Below are 18990 nucleotides of genomic sequence, written 5' to 3' on the forward strand. Positions count from 1 at the left end.
ATCTTTTGCCCTTACGGGGCGACAGGTAAAGCCGTGGTGTATTTAATCTCTTCCATGGCAAAGCTGGAGGTGACGTCAATCAAGCCCGGCACGCCGTTAACTAAGCGCTTATAAAAGTTGTCATAACTTTTCATATCTGCAACCTGCACGCGTAACAGGTAATCGTGTTCTCCAGCCATACGATAAAAGGCCATCACCTCGGGCATGCTTTGCACTACCGAGACAAAAGTCTGATACCAGTCGCTGCTATGCTGCTGGGTTTTAACAAACATAAAAGCAGTTAAGGATAAGCCGAGCTTCTCGCCATCAAGCAACGCGACGCGTGCGCGAATAATGCCATCAGCTTCAAGCTTTTTCAGGCGTTTCCAGCATGGCGTTGTGGTGAGGTTTACCGCATCTGCCAGCTCCTGCAGCGATAATGTACAATCCTGCTGCAGCAGCGCCAGCATTTTAAGGTCAGTTTTATCTGGCATTGGTGAATTCCGGAGAAAGGGTTTCTCTATTAACGCCATTTTAGCGGCAATATAGCCAACCCTTTTTTCCGTGCGTGCCTTAAACTAACGCTGCTGAATGCGCACAGGGTGCGCTTACCGGGCTCACGACGTCATAAAAGAGACGAATATGGATCGTTAACGTCTTGCTGAAACACATTCGATTCGCCTGGATCAGACAGATGTTAACAGCAAGAGGTAAGCGTCCATCCGCGCGAAGACTGAAACAGAGCCTGGCGCGTAATCAACAGATCGCTGGCGCAGTTTTAATCATGGCTCATCGTCTTTTCACAATCTTCGTTTATCCTTGCGCCATAACAGTAAATTGATCCGCAATGATAACCATGCTGGCGGCCTCAACAAGGCAAAGCATACATCGGCGACTCAACAGTACCCTGCCGACTTTTTCTGTGGCAATAAGCCCGCTCACGCTTTTATAGCAACGTAAGCAACAGCTGATGACCTGTGGCTTATAGTTGCTGCGATGTAGCTCTCGCTAGCAAATTTTTGCGCCACCGGATATTGAGAAGCTCCGGCTTACTTCCCTGGGCTGGTTCGATTTCAGCCGCGTCTGGTTTCCGCCGTCGATTAACGCTTCACACAGCTGTTCAGCAGCGAACGGAAGCATTACCATACGCACAAATTGCTTAACAGGAAAACACCATGAAACGCGCTGTCGTCGTTTTCAGTGGTGGACAAGATTCCACCACCTGCTTAATTCAGGCGCTTCAGCAATATGATGAAGTATATTGTGTGACCTTCGATTATGGTCAGCGCCACCGCGAAGAGATCGAAGTTGCGCATCAACTTTCGCTGCAGTTAGGGGCTTGCGCGCATAAAGTGCTGGATGTCACCATGCTAAACGAACTCGCGGTTAGCAGCCTGACGCGCGATAATATTCCGGTTCCCAGCTATGATCCCCATGCTAGTGGCTTACCCAGCACCTTTGTTCCCGGACGCAATATTTTGTTTCTGACCCTGGCGTCAGTTTATGCCTACCAGGTAGAGGCTGAAGCGGTTATTACGGGGGTTTGCGAAACCGATTTTTCAGGCTACCCCGATTGCCGCGACGAATTCGTTAAAGCGCTCAATCATGCTGTGAATTTAGGTATGGCGCGCAATATCCGTTTTGAGACGCCTTTAATGTGGCTCAACAAAGCCGAAACCTGGGCGCTGGCTGATTACTGGCAACAGCTGTCACTGGTGCGTAAACAAACCCTGACCTGCTATAACGGCATTAAAGGTGATGGCTGTGGCGACTGTGCGGCCTGTCATTTACGCGCTAATGGTCTCAACGCTTATCTCAACGATCAGGCCGGTGTTATGGCATCCATGAAAAGTAAAACCGGTTTGAACTGATTTATTTCGAACAGATGACAAGCGGCGAGATTTCGGTTTTGCCGTCTTATCATCGTTCCATTAAATCGTGTAAGCGTTGACGCAATTCGCCATTAAGCGGCACCGCTTTCTGACTATGCAAATCAACGCATACAAAGGTCAGCGCCGCGTCTGCAATCACTGTTTCATGTCCGGCTAACAGTACACGCTGCGCGAGAATACCGCTTTTACCGTTCAACTGCGTTAACTCACTTTCAATTTCTAATACGTCACCCAGCACGGCCGGGCGACGATAATTGATATTAATATTGACCACGACAAAAGCCAGCTTCTGCGTTACCAGCCAGTTGAAAGCGTTGACTTCTTCCAGCCATTGCCAGCGCGCCTCTTCCAGGAACTCCAGATAGCGCGCATTGTTAACATGTTGATAGACATCCAGATGATAGCCACGTACTTTAATAGCGGATCGCATTTTCTGCTCCTGTCACAGCGAATAACTGGTTGGACCTGCTCACTCTAGCAAAGTCCAACCGCTGCGGCTGGCTATATCGTCAAGATGTGTATCACCTCACAATTTCAGACGCGAAGCATTTCTTTCTACTAAGGCATTGCCGATACCGGGCACTTCTTTTAGCTGCTCAATCGCCGTAAAGGCGCCATATTGTTCGCGATAATTCACAATCGACTGCGCTTTTTTCAAACCGATACCATTCATCCCGGCTGACAGCTGTTCTGCCGTAGCGTCATTGATACTGATTTTTTCCTGCTGCGGCACTGAAACCTGAGCTGCCTGATCTTCGCTTGTGGTTTCTGCGGCCTGCAGTGCAGTTTGAAACAGGGCACCGCCAAGCGCCAGTGAAAGACAAAGTGCATATAAAGTAGGTTTTGCCATGCTGTGTTTCTCCTTGTGTTTAACAGCAGGCTCAGAATGTCACGGCGAAAAGACAGGCTCAAAAGGCGAAGTTTAAAAATGGAAAAGGCCGCGAAAGCGGCCTTTGTTTATTTCAGCGATTACTGATTTTTTGCGAGGCTTACTGCATTTGTGCCGCGGCACCGTATTTAATTTTTGCCTCTTTACGCAAGTTTTGCAGCAGCGCTTCGAAGGCTAACTGAGCATTATTTTGCGTCACGCCTTTAACCATTTCGGTAATCTGTGGCTGAGGCATACTGCCGGCGCTGACTTTATCGACAGCCACCAGTACTACATTGCCTTGCATATCTTCGCTAACGCCCCAGGAGGGTTTGTTATCGGCAGGCTGTGGCAGATTGAAAGCTGCCTGCGCAACGGGATCTTGCGCGTTACGGTCCACCGTTGTCACGCCGCTCAGCGTTAAGCCAGCGACAGATAACGCTTCCTGCTTACCGGCTTTCAGGTCTGCCAGTAATTTATTCGCCTGCGCTTTCGCCTGCTGTTGCGCTTTATCGTGCTTCAGCGTATCGGTGATTTGCGCTTTAACCTGTTCTAATGGCTTCACCGCTTCTGGTTTATGCTCGCTGATACGCAGCACAAACGCGCGATCGCCCTCAACACTGATAATGTCAGAGTTATTGCCCGGCGCACCGTTTTGACCAACCAGACCGCCGTTAAAGATGGCCTGTTTTACCGCATCGAAGTTAAGTTCTTTCGGTAGATCGTCATGGCTGAACCAGCCCGTTTCAGTGGCTTTTATACCTGACGCTTGTTCAGCACCTGCCAGCGATTCATTGTCATTGCTGGCTGCTTCACTGACTTTCTGCTGCAGTTTATAGAAGGCATCAACGCCTTTTTCCTGCTTCACTTTGTCTGCCACGCTATCGCGTACGTCAGCCAGCGATTTAACCTGCTCTGGCTGCACGTCATCAAGACGTACGATCAGGAAGCCAACCGATGATTTGATTACGCCGGATAGCTGGCCTTTTTGCGTCAGCGCGGCATTTTTTAGCTCATCAGGTGTGGTTACGGGTTCCAGCCAACCCATATCGCCGCCTTTGCGGGCTGAAATGGGATCGATAGATTTGCTTTTCGCCAGTTCGGCGAAGTCAGCGCCGCCTTTCAGCTGCGCTAAAAGCGCATTCGCATCAGCTTCAGTTTTGGTCTGAATCACGCTATAGCGATTACGCTGCGGCTGAGAATAATCAGCTTTGTGTTGATCATACCAGCTCTGGATTTCTGCCTCGCTGGCGGCTTGCTGCATACTGGCTGCATCAAGTTTGATATAGCTGACACGGAACTGCTCAGGCGCCATAAAATTGTTTTTATTTTGTTGGTAATACTGACTTATTTCCTCATCAGTAGCGGCCTGCTTAGCGGCAAGGGCATTTACATCGATTGTCGCCTGGCGGATAGCACGCTTCTGTGAGACCAGATCTACCAGCTTGCTGGTTTCGCCTTTCAGCATAAAGTCGGTATTCGCTACTGCATTGATCAGCTGCTGATTCGATAACTGTTTGCGCAACGCTTCCGCATATTGATCGGCGGTATAACCCATGCTGGAAATCAAACCGTTATATTTGCCGTTATCGAATTTGCCATTGGTCTGGAAAGCCTTCTGATTAAAGATGGCTTGTTTAACCTGGTCATCACTGATGTCGATATGAAGATCTTTGATATATGCTTCAAGCAACGCCTGATCGACCAGCTGAGACAGCGCCTGTTGACGTATCTGCTGCATATAGCCATCGTTGCTTGCCAACTGAGAAAACTGATCGCCCAACATTTGCTGTTGACGATTACGCTCATTATTGAACGCCTGCTCCAGCTGTCCCCGACTGATCTCCTGACCATTAACTTTGGCCGCATAATCATTGTTGCCGCCAATCAGGTAGTTGCCAACCCCCGTCAGCACAAAGGAAAAAATGATCAATCCCAAAATAATCTTGAGCACGACATGGTTCGACGCCGCGCGTAAATTGTCCATCATGGTATGACAGCACTCCGCTATAGTGTGAATATAAAGCTCGGCCATAATGCACCGTTTTGCTGGCACATTACGAAGCTGCAAGTTTAGCTGGCAGCATTAATCCTGCTGAGATGCGTCTCACGACCTTTTTCTGCGCTACAAAATAAAAAAGCACATCTCAAAGATGTGCCCGTATATTACATGAGAACGCGTTAACCGTCCTCTAATCCACTGAAGAAAATGCTTCAATGAATGGATTCGTTAACATTAATTGACCGCGTCTTTCAATGCCTTACCCGCACGGAAACCCGGTACTTTACCTGCTGGAATGGTGATTTCTTTACCCGTTTGCGGGTTGCGACCGGTACGTGCAGCACGCTCGCGCACAGAGAAGGTTCCGAAACCAACCAGCGCCACTTCATCGCCGCCTTTCAGCGCGTCAGAAACAGAACCCATGAATGCATCTAAAACACGTCCCGCTGCTGCTTTAGAAATATCAGCGTCCGCAGCAATTTTGTTGATCAATTGTGACTTATTCACTCTCTTCATCCCCTCTTTATTATTTCACTTCGTATCCGTGCTTCCCGCCGGGTACGAACGCGCAGCAAGTTATATCAAGCCTGTTGAGCCGAAACAACGGTAATTCTCTTAGAACGTTGCTCCTGCAACCACCTAAAGTAGCGGCACAAAAAAAAGCTGGCAAGCGCCAATTGCCTTGCCAGCTCTGCTTTTTAACGGTTTTTGCCGTTAATCACTATTTCGCGGTTGCGACCTGCATACCATAAGGCGCATTTTCCAGTGCCAGGTTAAGCACTTCTTCAATACGTTTCACCGGATGAATATCCAGATCGGCAATGACGTTTTGCGGGATCTCTTCCAGGTCGCGCTTATTGTCATCCGGGATCAGCACAGTTTTAATGCCGCCGCGGTGCGCTGCCAGCAGTTTTTCTTTCAGGCCGCCAATAGGGAGCACCTGTCCACGCAATGTGATTTCACCCGTCATCGCGACATCAGCACGCACCGGGTTGCCGGTCAGACAAGAAACCAGTGCGGTGCACATAGCGATACCGGCGCTCGGGCCATCTTTCGGTGTCGCGCCTTCAGGTACGTGAACGTGAATGTCACGTTTCTCATAGAAGTCGCCGTTGATTCCCAGTTTTTCTGCGCGCGCTCGCACCACCGTTAAGGCTGCCTGAATGGATTCCTGCATAACTTCACCCAGCGAACCGGTGTAGGTCAGCTTACCTTTGCCCGGTACGCAGGCAGTTTCAATCGTCAGCAGATCGCCGCCTACTTCTGTCCATGCCAGACCCGTTACCTGACCAACCCGATTTTCGCTGTCAGCACGACCATAATCGAAGCGCTGTACCCCGAGGAAATCCTTCAGGTTCTCACCATCAATGGTGATGTGCTTCGTGGCTTTATCCATTAATAGCGATTTCACTGCTTTACGGCAAAGCTTTGATAATTCGCGCTCAAGGCTACGCACACCGGCTTCACGCGTGTAGTAACGAATAATGCCAACGATAGCGCTGTCTTCAACGGTAATTTCGTTTGCTTTTAAAGCGTTACGTTCAATTTGTTTCGGCAGCAAATGCTGTTTGGCAATGTTAAGTTTTTCATCTTCGGTATAACCCGACAGACGAATCACTTCCATACGGTCCAGTAAAGGCGCCGGAATGTTCATTGAGTTCGATGTTGCCACAAACATAACGTCTGAAAGATCGTAATCAACTTCCAGATAATGATCGTTAAACGCAATGTTCTGTTCTGGATCAAGGACTTCCAGCAGTGCGGAGGCGGGATCACCACGCATATCCGAGGACATTTTATCGATTTCATCCAGCAGGAATAGCGGGTTTTTCACCCCAACTTTCGCCATTTTCTGGATCAATTTACCCGGCATTGAACCGATGTAAGTACGACGGTGCCCACGAATCTCTGCTTCATCACGTACGCCGCCCAATGCCATGCGTACATATTTACGGCCGGTTGCTTTTGCTATCGACTGGCCCAGTGAGGTTTTACCTACCCCCGGTGGTCCAACCAAACACAAAATTGGCCCTTTGATTTTGCTAACACGGCTTTGCACTGCAAGGTATTCAAGGATGCGATCTTTCACACGCTCAAGGCCGTAATGATCGATGTCCAGCGTTTCCTGGGCTTTACGCAGGTCTTTTTTCACTTTGCTGCGTGCGTTCCAGGGAACCTGAACCATCCAGTCGATATAGCCACGCACAACGGTCGCTTCGGCTGACATCGGTGACATCATTTTCAGCTTTTGCAGTTCAGCTTCCGCTTTTTCACGCGCTTCTTCCGGCATTTTTGCTGTATCAATTTTACGCTTCTGCGCTTCGTACTCGTCTGGCGCGTCATCCATTTCGCCCAGCTCTTTCTGTATGGCTTTCATTTGCTCATTCAGATAATACTCACGCTGGCTTTTTTCCATCTGCTTTTTAACACGGTTGCGAATGCGCTTCTCAACCTGTAACAGATCGATTTCAGATTCCATCATTGCCATCAGATATTCCAGACGCTCGTTCACGTCTGACATCTCCAGCACTGATTGTTTATCCGCTAATTTCAGTGGCATATGCGCAGCGACGGTATCAGCAAGACGGGCCGCATCGTCAATATTGTTTAGAGAAGTAAGGACTTCAGGCGGGATCTTTTTATTGAGTTTGATATAGCCTTCAAACTGGTTGATCGCCGTGCGTACCAGAACTTCTTGCTCACGCTCTTCAATTTCTGGCGAAGCCAGATATTCAGCCTGAGCAACAAAATGATCGCCATTGTCTGCCAGCGTCGTGATGTGCGCACGCTGTAAACCTTCGACTAATACTTTAACCGTGCCATCAGGCAGCTTCAGCATCTGCAAAACAGATGCAACGGTCCCTACCGAAAAGAGATCGTTAATGCCAGGTTCATCCGTTGAAGCCTCTTTCTGCGCGACCAGCATGATCTTCTTATCATGATCCATTGCGGCTTCAAGGCACCGAATCGATTTTTCCCGACCGACAAACAACGGAATTACCATGTGCGGATAAACCACCACGTCGCGCAGCGGCAACACGGGGATTTCAATGCGTTCAGAACGCTCAGGATTCATAGAGCTCTCTCTTAGTTTAGTGTCCGCCAGGTGATGGGAACCGCATCATGCAGGAAGTATGCAATTACCCACAGGTATCTGAGTATATGGGGTTGATCGTCCGACATTCAACGTCACGGAGGCGAGAAAAACAAAAGGGGAAAGAATTTTCCCCTTTTTTAAGATAACAACGTGGACGGATTGTTTATTTATTCACCAGAAGCCTGGGCTTCGTGCTTACCATAAATCAGCATCGGGTCTGACTGCCCCTCAATAACTGACTCATCAATGACCACTTTTTCAACGTCATCCATTGAAGGCAGGTCATACATGGTTTCCAGCAAAGCCCCTTCAACGATGGAACGCAGACCACGTGCGCCGGTTTTACGCGACATCGCTTTTTTAGCGATAGCGGTTAACGCCTCGTCACGGAATTCCAGCTCAACGCCTTCCAGGTTAAACAGCGACTGGTACTGTTTAGTTAATGCATTTTTCGGCTCACGCAGAATCTGAATCAACGCTTCTTCGCTCAATTCGCTCAGCGTAGCAACAACCGGCAAACGACCAATAAACTCAGGAATCAGACCGAACTTGATCAAATCCTCTGGTTCACATTGAGCCAGGAGTTCGCCTTCGGTTGCTTTCTGCGATTTGCCTTTCACCGTTGCGCCAAAACCGATGCCTGATCCGGTTTCTACACGCTGTGAAACCACTTTATCCAGCCCTGTGAACGCACCGCCACAGATAAACAGAATCTTTGAGGTATCAACCTGCAAAAACTCCTGCTGTGGGTGTTTACGACCACCTTGCGGTGGCACCGCAGCGACAGTGCCTTCAATCAGCTTAAGCAAAGCCTGCTGGACACCCTCGCCGGACACGTCACGCGTGATAGATGGATTGTCAGACTTCCGTGAAATTTTGTCGATTTCATCAATGTAGACAATACCGCGCTGGGCTTTTTGCACATCGAAATCACATTTCTGCAGCAGTTTCTGGATGATGTTCTCAACATCTTCACCCACATACCCGGCCTCTGTCAGGATCGTTGCATCGGCCATGGTAAATGGCACATCAAGCAGACGCGCCAGGGTTTCCGCCAACAGCGTTTTACCGCTACCGGTTGGACCAATCAGTAGAATGTTACTTTTACCCAACTCAATGCCGTTGCTGGTGTCACCGTTACGCAGACGTTTGTAGTGGTTATACACCGCCACAGCCAGCACTTTTTTCGCCCTTTCCTGACCGATAACGTAATCGTCGAGGTGACGGCGGATTTCATGCGGCGTAGGCAATGCGCTACGTTCGCGATGCGGGGCGACTTCTTTAATCTCTTCGCGAATGATGTCGTTACACAGATCAACACACTCATCGCAGATATACACTGACGGCCCGGCAATCAGCTTACGGACTTCATGCTGGCTTTTGCCGCAAAAAGAGCAGTACAGCAACTTTCCTGAACCGTCTTTGCGCTTATCTGTCATCAGTTAACCTCTTCTAGTTCTCAGGCCATACCGGCGTACGGCGCTGGCCGTGTAGTCACGGCCGAAATTCATTCAACCCATAATATAACCGTTATCCTGATAACTATAGCGTAAGGATAAGGGTAAGTTGGGTCTTATTGGCGATGCGTCAGAATAGAATCGACTAATCCATACTCTACCGCTTCACTCGCTGAGAGGAAACGGTCACGCTCAGTATCGCGCTCAATTTGTTCCAGCGATTTGCCGGTGTGCTCTGCCATCAGCTCATTCATGCGCTGTTTTACTTTAAGAATTTCACGCGCATGAATTTCAATATCCGTTGCCTGGCCCTGATACCCACCTAAGGGCTGGTGAATCATGACGCGTGAATTTGGCAGACAGAAGCGTTTACCTTTTGTCCCTGCCGTCAGCAGAAAGGCCCCCATTGAGCACGCCTGACCCATACAAATGGTACTGACGTCCGGCTTGATAAACTTCATGGTGTCATAAATTGACATGCCAGCGGTAATAACGCCACCCGGAGAGTTGATATACAGGTAGATATCTTTTTCTGGGTTCTCTGCTTCCAGAAACAGCATCTGCGCAACAATCAGGTTCGCCATATGGTCTTCAACCTGGCCGGTCAAAAAAATCACACGCTCTTTGAGCAGACGGGAATAGATGTCGTAGGAGCGCTCGCCACGCGAGGTTTGCTCGACCACCATTGGCACCAGCGCATTTTGCGGTGCAGTAAATTCACGATCGCCACTGTATGACATTACCGTCTCCTGATTAAATTTCATTGGCAACATTCTGTACCGATTTTACGTAAGACGAGCAGGGAAAACGATGCTCCGTCTCTTTCCGACACCTTCAGGACGGTTAATCAGCCAGCTCAACTGTTTTATTTGCATACTCCCTCAATCTGGGGATGCTGCCCAGTTGTTTCAAGCATAACAACCTTTTCCTTAATCGCTAACCCGGAAAAAGCAATGCGCGAATAATTTGCCGGTTAATTAGACAAATAGCGATAAACTCTGTGCGCTCAATCGCTAAAAACAAAAAACCCGCGACTTTACAGCCACGGGTTTAGCACGTCCGGTTAAATCTGAAATCAGGCTGTTTGAGTCTGATTCATCAGATCCTGGAAGTTAGTGGCTTTTTCGGTCACTTTGGCTTTCGCCAGAACCGCTTCAACCGCTTGCTCTTCCAGCGCAACGTTGCGCATATTGTTCATCAGCTCATTATTTTTGCTGTAGAACTCGATCACTTCCTGTGGATCTTCGTAAGCAGATGCCATTTCTTCGATCAGCGTGTTTACGCGTGCTTCATCAGCTTTCAGCTCATGAGTACGGATCACTTCGCCTAACAGCAGGCCAACAACAACACGGCGTTTTGCTTGTTCTTCAAACAGTTCGCGTGGCAGTTCCAGCGCTTGCTGCTCGTTGCCACCAAAACGCTGGGCAGCCTGACGACGCAGAACATCAATTTCGCTGTCGATCAGCGCAGCGGGTACGTCGATTTCGTTGGCATCAACTAAGCCATCAATGGCCTGGCTCTTAATGCGGTTACGGATTGCACCTTTCAGCTCACGATCCATATTTTTACGTACTTCAGTACGCAGACCAGCAACCGAACCATCTTCAACGCCGAAACGCTTGATGAACTCTTCAGTCAGTTCCGGCAGTTCGCGCGTTTCAACTTTCTTCAGCACGATCTCGAACTTCGCCTCTTTACCTTTCAGGTTTTCAGCGTGGTAATCATCCGGGAATTTCACGTCAATGGTGAACGTTTCGCCCGCTTTGTGGCCCACAACGCTTTCTTCGAAACCAGGGATCATGCGGCCCTGGCCCATCGCCAGCACAAAGTCAGACGCCTTGCCGCCTTCGAACTCTTCGCCGTCAACAGAACCGGTGAAATCGATGGTTGCGCGATCTTCAGCTTCTGCGGCAGCTTCTGTTTCGATCCAGTTAGCCTGCTGCTTACGCAGGGTGTCCAGCATGGTATCAACATCAGCGTCGGTCACTTCAACCAGCGGTTTTTCAACTTCGATGTTTTCCAGGCCTTTCAGTTCAACTTCCGGGTATACTTCAAATTCAACCGAGTAGGTGAAATCCTGGCCTTCTTTATATTCACCCGGCACGTAGTTAGGCGCGCCAGCTGGATTGATTTTTTCTTTAATGATGGCATCAACGAAGTTGCGCGTCATCAGATCGCCCAGCACATCCTGACGTACAGACGCACCGTAGCGCTGTGCCACGATGTTCATTGGCACTTTGCCTTTACGAAAACCATCGATACGGACTTTTTTTGCCACATCAACCAGTTCTTTTTTTACGGCGCTTTCGATGCTGTCAGCAGCGACAGTGATCGTAATGCGACGGCCCAGGCCTTGGGTGGTTTCTACTGAAACTTGCATCTTGTTACCTCAAAAATCACGTGCTCGGTCAACTTCAGACACTACACATTGTAAAATGCACCGTATCTAACAACCGGGACGGCTTCCGTGAAGAGTACCTAGTCCCTGTTACCAAAAGCATCCCGAAGACATTACGGAAAAATAGACGCAGCATTATAGCGACATCGCTGAGGTGAGTCGAGGCTGCTAACTCACCACTTTTTATCAGGTTTGCTGCTTTTTTGCGCTGGAGATCGCGTTTATGTCTAAACCGAAAAGAAAAACGACCCGCAGGCCGTTTTTATTAAGAAGGAATTAAGCGAGGGTTCCGGCTCCGTGACAGTTCGGTGAAGCAAGCACAGTGTCTTGTAAACCTTCCCACTCTTTAACTGTGTAAGTATGTAATGCTAACGCATGAACGCTACCCGCCAGTTCCGCCGCCAGTTCACTGTAAATGACACGGTGGCGAGCCAGAAAACGTTGCCCCGTAAAACAGTCGCTGACGATCACCACCTTGAAATGGCTTTCGGAGCCGGCAGGGACATTGTGTCGATAACTTTCATCGTGTACTTCCAGATGAGCCGGCTCGAAGGCCAGGCGCAGCTTTTCTTCTATTTGTTCGCGAATCATTGTTTTATTCCTCAATGGCGAGCGCTGTGCCCCATCTGTTTAAATATTAGTAGGTTTTTCGACGCTTTTTGTAGCGAAGCGCGGAAATATTCCCGTTAACAGCGGCATCTTAACGTAGCTTGTGTCCAGAACAAATGGGCATAATAATCAGACACAATGAAAAAAGCCTTTACAATCAACTTCCCGCTGACCGGGGCTTTTTTCACTGCCGCGCAATGCTATGATGGCGACAGTTTTTGCAATCCAACCCACTATGCTAATGAGAACAAGTATGTTGAAAAAACTGTTATTCCCGCTGCTGGCTGCGTTTATTTTGGCCGGCTGTGCCTCCAGTAATAATACATTAACTATTCAACCAAAGATTCAGTTGCCACAGCAAGATCCAAGCCTGATGGGCGTCACAGTAAGTATTAATGGTGCCGATCAGCGCAGCGATCAAGCCCTGGCAAAAGTGAATCGTGATGGCCAGCTCGTCACCTTAACGCCTTCACGTGACCTGCGTTTCCTGCTACAGGAAGTGCTGGAGAAGCAAATGACCGCACGCGGTTATATGGTTGGTCCAAACGGGGTCGTTGACCTGCAAATCGTTGTAAACAATCTCTACGCCGACGTAACGCAAGGCAGTGTGCGCTACAGCATCACCACTAAAGCGGACATCTCGATCATCGCTACAGCCAAAAACGGTAACAAGCAGGTTAAAAATTATCGTCAAACCTATAGTGTAGAGGGTGCCTTCAGCGCAACGAACCAGAAGATCACCAATGCCGTTAACGCCACCATGAGTGATGTCATCGCCGATATGGCCCAGGACACCAGCGTGAATAGTTTCATCAAGCAAAATTCGCATTAATTCTGTTCTTCCCCTGCCCGGCTTATCGCCGGGCAACGCCTTAAGGTCAGCATGAATCACTATCTCCGCATCTTTACCCAACGAAATGCCGCCGTGTTGTTGCTGCTCGGATTCGCCTCCGGTCTGCCGCTGGCGTTAACCGCAGGCACGTTACAGGCATGGATGACGGTCGAAAATGTTGATCTGAAAACAATCGGTTTTTTCTCGCTGGTTGGTCAGGCTTACGTCTTTAAATTTCTCTGGTCGCCGATGATGGATCGCTACACGCCGCCATTCCTGGGCCGTCGACGCGGCTGGTTGCTGGTGACACAACTGGCGTTAATTGCCGGTATCGTGGCCATGGGTTTTATGCAGCCGAGCCGCGACTTAACCTTAATGGCCGCGCTGGCGATGCTGGTCGCCTTCTGTTCGGCTTCGCAAGATATTGTTTTTGACGCCTGGAAAACCGACATTTTACCCGCAGAAGAACGCGGCAGCGGCGCGGCAATCACCGTTCTGGGCTATCGCCTGGCGATGCTGATTTCCGGCGGGCTGGCGCTGTGGCTGGCTGACCGTTATTTAGGCTGGCAAATGACCTACTGGTTGATGGCGCTCATGATGCTGCCTGGCATTATCGCCACCTTTATTGCCAAAGAGCCTGACACGCGTATCTCAACGCCACACTCTTTGCGTCAGGCCGTCGTTGATCCACTAAACGATTTCTTTCAACGTAATAATGCCTGGCTGCTGATTACGCTGATTATTCTTTATAAGCTCGGCGATGCCTTTGCTGCCTCGCTGACGACGACGTTTCTCATTCGCGGCGTTGGTTTTAACGCCGGTGATGTTGGTTTAGTCAACAAAACGCTTGGCCTGACGGCCACTATCGCTGGCGCCTTATACGGCGGAGTAGTGATGCAGCGTCTCAGCTTGTTTCGTGCGCTGATGATTTTTGGGCTACTGCAGGCGGTGTCCAACTTCGGCTACTGGTTACTGGCAATAACCGATCAACATTTGTGGAGCATGGCCAGTGCAGTGTTCGTTGAGAACTTATGCGGCGGCATGGGAACGTCAGCCTTTGTCGCATTGCTGATGACGCTGTGTAATAAATCTTTCTCAGCGACTCAGTTTGCGCTGTTGTCAGCGCTATCGGCTGTAGGCCGTGTTTATGTGGGTCCGGCGGCAGGTTGGTTAGTGGAGCTTTGGGGCTGGCCGACGTTTTATGCCTTCACCGTTTTAGCTGCCCTGCCTGGCTTGCTGCTGTTAGCATTTTGCCGTCAAACGCTGGATGCGATGCAGCATAGCGGCGAATTTTTACCGCGCAGCGGGTATCGAAATGGGTATCGCTGGGCGCGCCGTTTGTTTTCCACGGGTTGCCTGCTGTTAGCGGTTTGGCTGGTAGCACTGGCACTAAAAGCGGCAGGTTTGCAGCTTGTACCGCACCTTTTATCGCATCTGTTTGAGCCTGGTATTGCCCTAATTTTACTGGGTGTATTGTGTGGTGTGGTGCTGGATTGCCGGGCGATGAAAAAATCATCCATTAGTGAGGCCGCGTTACGTTAAGAAATAATCATTTCTGACTTCACTGGCTTAATTTTCATCAAAAATGGCGAATGTGCTATTTTACACATGCGTGTTATTTTTTTAATACAGGCAAGAGATGAGAAAATTAATACTCATCAGGAATATTAAAAAACCGGCCGCAATTACATTGTTTCTTTTTGGTCTATAAAATGATGCGTATTTGTTAAATAATTGAGAGGTAAAAGTAAGGGTTATTCCTTTCCCTGTTTTTTTTACGGATACCTCCATCATCTTTTGTTATATTAGAGCCAACTACTTGTCTGCGTTAATAATTTATCACCTTAAGTAACATCTGTGACCCCCTTAGCAAAAGGTGTCAACATACCTCTGACACATCCTTAAGCTGGTTTACACTATCTAAACCTTCCCGTAAAATGCGCGCACACTTAAACGACAATAGAGCCCTTTGTCATTGAGGTCGTTAAATGAGACTCAGGAAATACAATAAAAGTTTGGGGATTTTGTCATTAATTGCAGGCACTTTATTAATGAGTGGCTGTAATAGTGCATTGTTAAATCCCAAGGGACAGGTTGCACTGGAGCAACGTTCGCTGATACTGACCGCCTTCGGCCTGATGTTGATCGTCGTTATTCCCGCAATCTTGATGGCGGTGGTGTTTGCCTGGAAATATCGGGCTTCCAACACTAATGCGAAGTATAGCCCTAACTGGTCACACTCTAATAAAGTGGAAGCTGTGGTTTGGACCATTCCAATCCTCATCATTCTCTTCCTTAGCGTATTGACCTGGAAATCAACTCACTCACTCGAGCCCAGCAAACCGCTGCAGTCCGATGTGAAACCGATTGAGATCGATGTGGTCGCGCTGGACTGGAAATGGCTGTTCATCTACCCGGAACAGGGTATTGCAACCGTGAACCAGATTGCCTTCCCGGCAAACACGCCAGTGAGCTTTAAAATCACGTCTAACTCCGTCATGAACTCCTTCTTTATTCCGACGCTCGGAAGTCAGATCTACGCAATGGCTGGCATGCAGACTAAATTGCACCTGATTGCCAACGAACCGGGAATTTTCGACGGTATCTCTTCGAACTTTAGTGGTCGCGGTTTCTCTGGTATGAAGTTTAAAGCCATTGCAACCCAAAACGAGGCGGAATTCCAGCAGTGGGTCGCCAAAGTTAAAGCAGCCCCTAACACGCTGACGACTATGGATGATTTCGAGAAAGTGGCTGTGCCAAGCGAAAACCATCCGGTGGAATATTTCTCTACAGCGAATCCAGACCTGTTCTTGCAAGTCATTGACAAGTTTAAGATGAGCCACGGGAAAATGGACATGCCTGAGCACGAAGGCATGGACATGAGTCACGCCGCTTCCGCGGGAGCCGAGGAATAATACGATGTTCGGAAAATTAACACTGGATGCAGTGCCGTATCATGAACCGATTATCATGGTTACGGTCGCCGGTATCATCTTAGGTGGTCTGGCGCTGATTGCGGCCATTACCTATTTTGGTAAATGGCAATATCTCTGGTCTGAATGGCTGACGTCTATCGACCACAAACGACTGGGTATCATGTATGTCATCATGGCATTCGTCATGCTGTTGCGTGGCTTTGCTGATGCAATCATGATGCGTACTCAACAGGTGATGGCTTCGGCTGGTGAAGCCGGTGTCCTACCGCCGCATCACTACGATCAAATCTTTACCGCGCACGGCGTGATTATGATCTTCTTCGTAGCGATGCCTTTCGTGGTCGGTCTGATGAACATCGCCGTTCCGTTGCAGATTGGTGCGCGCGACGTTGCGTTCCCATTCCTCAACAACCTGAGCTTCTGGTTTACCGCAATCGGTGTGATTCTGGTTAACCTGTCGCTGGGTGTGGGCGAGTTTGCACAGACGGGTTGGCTGGCTTATCCACCCCTTTCCGGCGCGGAGTACAGTCCTGGGGTCGGGGTCGATTACTGGATCTGGAGTCTCCAGCTATCCGGTATTGGTACGACCTTAACCGGTATTAACTTCTTCGTGACCATTCTGAAGATGCGCGCTCCAGGCATGAGCCTGTTCAAAATGCCCGTCTTTACCTGGACTGCACTTTGCACCAACGTCCTGATCATCGCTGCGTTCCCGGTACTGACCGTTACGCTGGCGCTGTTGACACTTGATCGTTACCTCGGCTTCCATTTCTTTACCAATGATATGGGCGGTAACATGATGATGTACGTCAACCTGATCTGGGTTTGGGGTCATCCGGAAGTGTATATCCTGGTTCTGCCGGTCTTCGGTGTGTTTGCAGAAGTCACTGCAACTTTCTCGAAGAAGCGTCTGTTTGGTTATACCTCGCTGGTTTGGGCAACCATCGCCATTACCGTTTTGTCGTTTATCGTTTGGCTGCACCACTTCTTCACCATGGGTGCAGGCGCTAACGTTAACGCCTTCTTCGGTATCATGACGATGATCATCGCTATTCCGACCGGGGTTAAAATCTTTAACTGGCTGTTCACTATGTATCAGGGCCGCATTGAGATGCACTCTGCCATGTTGTGGACGGTTGGCTTCCTGGTCACCTTCTCTGTGGGTGGTATGACCGGCGTTCTGCTGGCCGTTCCGGGCGCTGACTTCATTCTGCATAACAGCCTGTTCCTGATTGCGCACTTCCATAACGTAATTATCGGCGGTGTGGGGTTCGGGTGTATGGCGGGTGTGACCTACTGGTTCCCGAAAGCGTTCGGCTTCACCCTGAACGAAACCTGGGGTAAGCGCGCTTTCTGGTTCTGGATTATCGGCTTCTTCGTTGCCTTTATGCCGCTGTACGCACTGGGCTTCATGGGTATGACCCGTCGTATCAGCCAGGGCATCGATCCACAGTTCCATCCGCTGCTGGTTGTTGCTGCATGTGGTGCTGGACTGATTGCACTGGGTATTATTTGCCAGCTGACAATGTTCTACGTCTCTGTGCGCGATCGCGATCAGAACCGCGATCTGACCGGTGACCCATGGGGCGGTCGTACGCTGGAGTGGTCAACTTCTTCTCCACCACCGTTCTATAACTTTGCTGTTATTCCGCACGTGCATGAGCGCGACGCTTTCTGGGAAATGAAAGAGAAAGGCGAAGCGTACACACAACCGGAGAAATATGAAGAAATTCATATGCCGAAAAACAGCGGCGCTGCGATTGTTATCGCTGCCTTCGGTACCATCTTTGGTTTCGCGCTGATCTGGCATATCTGGTGGCTGGTGGGGCTTTCTTTCCTCGGCATGATCGTTACCTGGATCGTGAAGAGCTTCGACGAAGACGTGGATTACTACGTACCGGTTGCCGAAGTCCAGAAGATTGAGAAGCAGCACTTTGACGAAGTCAGCAAAGCAGGTCTGAAATAATGTCAACTGAAACTGTGATTAAAAACCACCACGACGCCCATGCGGAGCATGGGCATCACGATACAGGAGCCAATAAAGTCTTTGGTTTCTGGATCTACCTGATGAGTGACTGCATTATTTTCGCAACGCTGTTTGCAACCTATGCAGTTATGGTCAACAACACTGCCGGTGGTCCGGCAGGTAAAGACATCTTTGAACTGCCGTTTGTTCTGGTAGAAACCGCCCTGCTGCTGTTAAGTTCCATCACTTACGGCATGGCTGTTATCTCAATGAATAAGGAAAACAAAGGCGCCGTTATCGGTTGGCTGGCGTTAACCTTCCTGTTCGGCCTCGGCTTTATCGGGATGGAAATCTTTGAATTCCATCACCTGATTGAAGAAGGGTTTGGCCCGAACCGCAGCGGCTTCCTGTCTGGATTCTTTACGCTGGTCGGCACGCACGGTCTGCACGTGACCTCTGGTCTGATTTGGATGCTGGTACTGATGTTCCAGATTTCCAAACGCGGTCTGAGCGCCACTAACCGCACCCGTATCATGTGTCTGAGCCTGTTCTGGCACTTCCTGGACGTGGTTTGGATTTGCGTATTTACCGTTGTTTATCTGATGGGAGCCATGTAATGAGTCATTCTGTTAACGAACATGGCGCGTCACACGGTAGCGTGAAGTCATACATGATCGGTTTCATCCTTTCTATTATCCTGACCGGTATTCCGTTCTGGATGGTAATGGATGGCAGTGCATCTCACGGTACCATTCTCGGTGTAGTTCTGGTGTGTGCAATCGTCCAGGTGCTGGTTCACCTGGTGTACTTCCTGCACCTGGACAGCAAGTCTGAGGGTGGCTGGAACATGGTGGCCATTGTGTTCTCGGCAATCATTATCCTGATTGTCGTTGTAGGCTCGCTGTGGATTATGTGGAACCTCAACTACAACATGATGGCCCACTAAAGAGTCGC

17 protein-coding genes are annotated in these 18990 nt (G+C 49.4%); 7 read left to right on the forward strand and 10 right to left on the reverse strand.

Annotation, left to right across the window (positions count from 1 at the left end):
* Positions 1-11: 11 nt before the first annotated feature.
* On the reverse strand, positions 12-473 hold the full coding sequence (locus tag H2P46_RS02165) for an Lrp/AsnC family transcriptional regulator (RefSeq protein WP_193403580.1): 462 nt from the start codon (positions 471-473) through the stop codon (positions 12-14).
* A gap of 681 nt (positions 474-1154) precedes the next feature.
* Between H2P46_RS02165 and queC the strand changes: the two genes are divergently transcribed.
* On the forward strand, positions 1155-1850 hold the full coding sequence (gene queC, locus H2P46_RS02170) for a 7-cyano-7-deazaguanine synthase QueC (protein ID WP_193403581.1): 696 nt from the start codon (positions 1155-1157) through the stop codon (positions 1848-1850).
* Between the two features lie 49 nt (positions 1851-1899).
* Here the strand turns inward: queC and H2P46_RS02175 are convergent, their stop codons facing one another.
* From H2P46_RS02175 to bolA, 9 genes are all read right to left on the reverse strand, one after another.
* Positions 1900-2301: an acyl-CoA thioesterase gene (locus tag H2P46_RS02175; RefSeq protein ID WP_193403582.1), complete on the reverse strand. Its 402-nt coding sequence runs from the start codon at positions 2299-2301 to the stop codon at positions 1900-1902.
* Between the two features lie 96 nt (positions 2302-2397).
* Entirely contained in the window at positions 2398-2721 is a 324-nt protein-coding gene (locus H2P46_RS02180; RefSeq protein ID WP_193403583.1) for a ComEA family DNA-binding protein, read from the reverse strand.
* Positions 2722-2860: 139 nt separating this feature from the next.
* A complete protein-coding gene (gene ppiD / locus H2P46_RS02185; protein WP_193403584.1) occupies positions 2861-4729 on the reverse strand; it encodes a peptidylprolyl isomerase in 1869 nt (622 codons plus the stop codon).
* A 246-nt stretch (positions 4730-4975) separates the two neighbouring features.
* The gene (hupB, locus tag H2P46_RS02190) at positions 4976-5248 is read right to left on the reverse strand and encodes a nucleoid-associated protein HU-beta (protein WP_193403585.1); all 273 of its coding nucleotides are present in this window, start codon (positions 5246-5248) and stop codon (positions 4976-4978) included.
* 214 nt (positions 5249-5462) lie between these two features.
* A complete protein-coding gene (lon, locus tag H2P46_RS02195) occupies positions 5463-7817 on the reverse strand; it encodes an endopeptidase La (protein WP_193403586.1) in 2355 nt (784 codons plus the stop codon).
* A gap of 188 nt (positions 7818-8005) precedes the next feature.
* The gene (gene clpX / locus H2P46_RS02200) at positions 8006-9277 is read right to left on the reverse strand and encodes an ATP-dependent protease ATP-binding subunit ClpX (protein ID WP_193403587.1); all 1272 of its coding nucleotides are present in this window, start codon (positions 9275-9277) and stop codon (positions 8006-8008) included.
* A gap of 134 nt (positions 9278-9411) precedes the next feature.
* Positions 9412-10035, reverse strand: coding sequence for an ATP-dependent Clp endopeptidase proteolytic subunit ClpP (gene clpP / locus H2P46_RS02205; protein ID WP_193403588.1), 624 nt, complete (start codon positions 10033-10035; stop codon positions 9412-9414).
* A 335-nt stretch (positions 10036-10370) separates the two neighbouring features.
* Positions 10371-11675 (reverse strand): trigger factor, encoded by a 1305-nt coding sequence (tig, locus tag H2P46_RS02210; protein ID WP_193403589.1) that lies wholly within the window; start codon positions 11673-11675, stop codon positions 10371-10373.
* A gap of 294 nt (positions 11676-11969) precedes the next feature.
* Entirely contained in the window at positions 11970-12284 is a 315-nt protein-coding gene (bolA, locus tag H2P46_RS02215; protein WP_193403590.1) for a transcriptional regulator BolA, read from the reverse strand.
* A 271-nt stretch (positions 12285-12555) separates the two neighbouring features.
* Between bolA and H2P46_RS02220 the strand changes: the two genes are divergently transcribed.
* From H2P46_RS02220 to H2P46_RS02245, 6 genes are all read left to right on the forward strand, one after another.
* Positions 12556-13134: a lipoprotein gene (locus H2P46_RS02220; protein ID WP_193403591.1), complete on the forward strand. Its 579-nt coding sequence runs from the start codon at positions 12556-12558 to the stop codon at positions 13132-13134.
* Positions 13135-13185: 51 nt separating this feature from the next.
* Complete coding sequence (gene ampG, locus H2P46_RS02225) at positions 13186-14676, forward strand: muropeptide MFS transporter AmpG (RefSeq protein WP_193403592.1); 1491 nt, start codon at positions 13186-13188, stop codon at positions 14674-14676.
* Between the two features lie 446 nt (positions 14677-15122).
* Positions 15123-16049, forward strand: a complete 927-nt coding sequence (cyoA, locus tag H2P46_RS02230; RefSeq protein ID WP_193403593.1) for a cytochrome o ubiquinol oxidase subunit II — start codon at positions 15123-15125, stop codon at positions 16047-16049.
* A gap of 4 nt (positions 16050-16053) precedes the next feature.
* Positions 16054-18036, forward strand: a complete 1983-nt coding sequence (cyoB, locus tag H2P46_RS02235; protein WP_193403594.1) for a cytochrome o ubiquinol oxidase subunit I — start codon at positions 16054-16056, stop codon at positions 18034-18036.
* Positions 18036-18653 (forward strand): cytochrome o ubiquinol oxidase subunit III, encoded by a 618-nt coding sequence (locus H2P46_RS02240; protein ID WP_193403595.1) that lies wholly within the window; start codon positions 18036-18038, stop codon positions 18651-18653. The genes cyoB and H2P46_RS02240 overlap by 1 nt, the downstream gene beginning before the upstream one ends.
* Positions 18653-18982 carry a cytochrome o ubiquinol oxidase subunit IV gene (locus tag H2P46_RS02245; protein ID WP_193403596.1) on the forward strand — a complete coding sequence of 110 codons (330 nt, stop codon included), beginning with the start codon at positions 18653-18655 and terminating at the stop codon, positions 18980-18982. The genes H2P46_RS02240 and H2P46_RS02245 overlap by 1 nt, the downstream gene beginning before the upstream one ends.
* Positions 18983-18990: the final 8 nt, after the last annotated feature.

Origin of the sequence: Mixta mediterraneensis (assembly GCF_014946725.1) — a bacterium.
Taxonomy (GTDB): Bacteria; Pseudomonadota; Gammaproteobacteria; order Enterobacterales; family Enterobacteriaceae; genus Pantoea; species Pantoea mediterraneensis.